The sequence below is a fragment of the Pseudobacillus sp. 179-B 2D1 NHS genome, assembly GCF_045370945.1.
Taxonomy (GTDB): domain Bacteria; phylum Bacillota; class Bacilli; order Bacillales; family Domibacillaceae; genus Pseudobacillus.
The window spans coordinates 1-3,912 of sequence record NZ_JBIQDP010000060.1; the positions used below are offsets into that span (position 1 = coordinate 1).

At 34.5% G+C, this 3,912-nt stretch carries 4 protein-coding genes; all 4 read left to right on the plus strand.

What is annotated here, in order from left to right; translation table 11 throughout:
* Positions 1–1,029: 1,029 nt before the first annotated feature.
* A complete protein-coding gene (locus tag ACH0BF_RS24935; protein ID WP_406910513.1) occupies positions 1,030–1,449 on the plus strand; it encodes a hypothetical protein in 420 nt (139 codons plus the stop codon).
* The gene (locus ACH0BF_RS24940; protein WP_406910512.1) at positions 1,377–1,721 is read left to right on the plus strand and encodes a YiiX/YebB-like N1pC/P60 family cysteine hydrolase; all 345 of its coding nucleotides are present in this window, start codon (positions 1,377–1,379) and stop codon (positions 1,719–1,721) included. The genes ACH0BF_RS24935 and ACH0BF_RS24940 overlap by 73 nt, the downstream gene beginning before the upstream one ends.
* Positions 1,722–1,806: 85 nt before the next feature.
* Positions 1,807–2,913, plus strand: a complete 1,107-nt coding sequence (locus ACH0BF_RS24945; RefSeq protein WP_406910510.1) for a hypothetical protein — start codon at positions 1,807–1,809, stop codon at positions 2,911–2,913.
* A gap of 322 nt (positions 2,914–3,235) precedes the next feature.
* On the plus strand, positions 3,236–3,912 hold a 677-nt coding region (locus tag ACH0BF_RS24950), incomplete at its 3' end, for a transcriptional regulator (RefSeq protein WP_406910511.1).

The window sequence follows — 3,912 nt, forward strand, 5'->3', positions numbered from 1 at the left end:
GGAACACTAGGCTATGTAAGCCCGATTGAATACAAACGATCGTCCCTTAAAAAGGCTGTCTGATTTAGTGTTGACAACCCAAAAACTCCTTATGCTCTTTAAATTAATCTTTTTCAAAAACTTGAATAATTAAAGGTATGGATGAAAAAATTATTATAAAAAGGATAATCACTTTACAATGATAGGATTTGTTACTTCAATTATTGTATTTAATCTGATATGTTTTACAACCAATAGGCGACTAACCAAAAATCAATTCGTGCATATATGGATGTTTACAATTGCTACCCAAGCAGTTACAGAGACCTTTATTGACTTTAAATATCATGGTTACTGGTACTTTACTAAAGAAATTAATTGGTGGGTGCTTCCTGCTTTGACTATTTTAATTCCGCCCGTTAATATCATTTTCTTAAATTGGTATCCCTTTAAGAAAACTTTCTATAAACAAACGCTTTATATACTAAGTTGGACAATAGCTATCACGTTGTATGAAACCATCATATTGTTACCTGAACCATGGGGGTATTTTCGTTATGGCTGGTGGAATACTTGGTACTCATTCCTGGTTTATCCATTTTTGCTTATCGCTGTTTTAAGTTATTATAGATGGATCTGTGAAATTGAAAACACAGCTAATAAGTGAGCCTTAGTGGATGAAAAAGCTGCTTAGAAAACACTTTATTGTCATCAATAAATGTTCGTCGCCCAGGTATTATACTATCCCTAAAAGAGTTTAACAAAATCACAGGATTTGCTATGATTTGCTCAATTAGAAATACAATCAAGGGAGGGCCTTTTGAAGACGAGCTTCCAATGGGATTGGCTTTTTAAGGGGCTATTTTAACGGACCAAATTAAGAGCTTAGATTGGAACTCAAGATGAATTCAAATCGTTGGCCAGGCTCCTTCAAAGATCATAACGGAGTGTTTGAACAAGATACATACCTTTCTGTAAAAGAAAGCCCTTCGAAGTCTCGGAAGACTTTTTTTACTTTCCAAATAAGCGTGCAAGGAAGGTTTTTTGGGGTTGTTTTCTTCTGAGAAAATGGTCAAAAGGTTTATTTCAACACTAATGGTAACTGGAGTATTAATAGAGTTTTCAATGACTGAGCAATCTATTGTAAAAGCTAGTGAGCCTACTCAAGCTGAAATAGATGCTATGTACGCACAAGAAGATGCTGAAGCTGCTTATGTATTAAATAATTGGAACAAAGTTATCGATGAAAAGATCAAGGAAAGTGGCATAGATGCAACAGCAGCCGCAAAAAATCCTGATTATAGACCTGGAGACATATGGACAATGGGTTTTCGAGTTTTGGTGCAGGTATTAGATGGGGGCATTCTGCAATTGTATATTGGGCTAATGAATACACTATGGAATCTTATAGGGAGGACGGTGTCCGATTGCATGGCATTGATAAGTGGAAACCTTCTAATAAAAAAATGAAAACCCTGGTAGCATTAAAGGTACATAAGGCTACATATCAGGCTAAAGAGATTGCTAGGAAATTCGCAGGTAATCAAAAGGGAAAACCGTACAATTATCTCTTCCATAAGCCAGAAAGAACGGATGCATACTATTGTTCATCTCTTATTTGGAGAGCATATAAGGAAGCTGGTCACGGTATAAATGGTGGTTCGGACAAAATCGTGACTCCTTATGATATTGTCAAAGATAAAGATACAAAAGCATATTACAAAAAAGGAATGGAAGCTTAAGGATGCATTTATTGAAGCAAGTACAAGGATATAGAGAGATTTTTGTACTTGCTTCAATTTTGTTACTTTTTTGAAAGGAGAAAGCATGAAAAGTAAAAAAAAAGTCAGTTTAGTACTGGCAATTGTAGTAATCATTCTAGTTTCCCTATTATTTCTCATGAAATTTAAGGAAAACTTTTATATCAGTAAGGAAAGTTTATCTATCTCAGATAATTTACATAAAAGAGAGAAGAATGAGGGGGAAATAATTCAAAAATTCGCTATTTTATATTCTAGTCCTTTTCAAAAGGGGAGTGAGATTTTAGTTCTTAATAATAAAGAAAGAGAAAATTATTTTATAAAGGACAGTATTGGGTTAGGAGGGATAGAAGTAGATGATCGAAAAAACTTTTGGTTAAATGGAACAGAATCAATTAGTTTATTATCTTATAATCCTAGTAAGGATGTTTTAAAAGATCATAAGGCGAAAGATATGACTAACTATTTTACTTTTGACAACGACATTAAAATAGTTGTATACAAAGATAAAGAAGATATGTTTTCTAGTCAATTAGATGTTGAATATAAAGAGAAAAAGGTTATTCAACAAACGGTAAAAGGTTACATAAGAGTCGCTGAGTCGGATGGGAAATACGTATATGCTTTTGCCGATCTAGTTGACAAGGGGGAAACGAGCTCTTTATATATTTTTGATTTAGCAAGGGGGAAACTCATCAAACAACTTAATATGAAATATAAATTTGCGAATGATATAGAATTCTTCCGTGATAACGTAATCGTAGGCACTAAAGTGAGAGCAACTGTAATAAACTCTAATAATTTTGGTGTTTCCTATTTACCGCCTATAAATGAAGAATATGAAACTTCAAAGCTATTAAAAGTTTCTGAAGAGAAGTTATTAATTACTTCCTCTAGTAAAAGTGAAGATTCAGGAATAAACATTTTGGAGTTAGATAAAGATTTACAAGTAAAAAATGAAAAAAAATTAAAATTCCCCTATGTAGAGGCATTCGTTAAAAACGATAAGTTATATGTAATTGGTCCATTAGATGATGGCAGTGGAGGTTCCGGTATAATAGGGGAGTTTAATATCAATAAAGATTATAAAAAAACAGCCCAACTAGAAATTCCTAAGCCTAGAAACCATGATCTTTGGATCGCAGGTGTAGAAATTTTGCCTGAAAATTTTTGATTAAGATGATATTGTCTAATTTATCACTTGTGAAATAATTGGAAGTTTGCTATAAATAGAGTCAATTAAACCGAACGGAAAATAAAAAAGGCAAAAGCGTGTTATAGTGTGGTTGGCGCCACCTATAACCGTCCACCGTGCTCCACCACGGTAAACACTTGCTTTTACCCTTATTACTTTATTTATCTTTGCCTGTATCTTACGATAAATAAACATAAATTTCAAGGGGAAAGTCTACCTTTTACAGATCAGCAAAGGACATGTTTACCGATTTACGCGGTAAATACGTCTTTTTTGTTTTTCTCTAAAGGAGACGAAATCCATGACTGTAAGCAGAATGCTAGCCAATGAAGAGTTTAAACAAATAATGAGCTACAAGCCATATGCCAATAATCAAAAAGAACAACAATCTATGAAATTAAAGTTACTAAAATTCGTAGAAGAGGTGTATGGCGACTCTTATTATCGGTTAAAGAAAGAAACACGTCAGGCCATCGACATGATGTGCTGGCTATCTTCAGAGCGTGGCTTTTTCTTCGCAAAAGATGACTATTTAGCTGATCGACACGATATATCTGACAGAACAATCCGTAACGTAGCAAAGAAGCTGCGCGAACATGGCGTGCTGTTTACCGTGTATCGGAGATCCACGAAGCAAAATGGACGGAGTGCCCTGGTCCATTTATTTGTGGACCACCCGTATTTTTCGTACTGGGAAGAACTTTTAAATTTAAGTGATTTCCAAACAGAAAATGCTGAAACACCTTGCGGCTCTAAGGACGAAGAGGCAAAGAAAGTTCCTGCCTATTCATTACCATTAAAAAAATCTTTTAATAAATATATACGTAAGGAAGAACTAGTTTTAGATGAAAGCTTTACGCCTTCTCATATTCCAAAAAGCTTTATTTTGGCCGTGAAGCCGTTCTTTGGACAAGCAAAGGAAATCTATAAGCTATGGGGAAAAGCCATGCTGGCTTATCGTATCACTCGTTTAGACAC

Bases quoted from the DNA above. Each gene is read 5' to 3' on its own strand.
- ACH0BF_RS24945 (WP_406910510.1), top strand. From the start codon at position 1,807: ATGAAAAGTAAAAAAAAAGTCAGTTTAGTACTGGCAATTGTAGTAATC.
- ACH0BF_RS24940 (WP_406910512.1), top strand. From the start codon at position 1,377: ATGGAATCTTATAGGGAGGACGGTGTCCGATTGCATGGCATTGATAAG.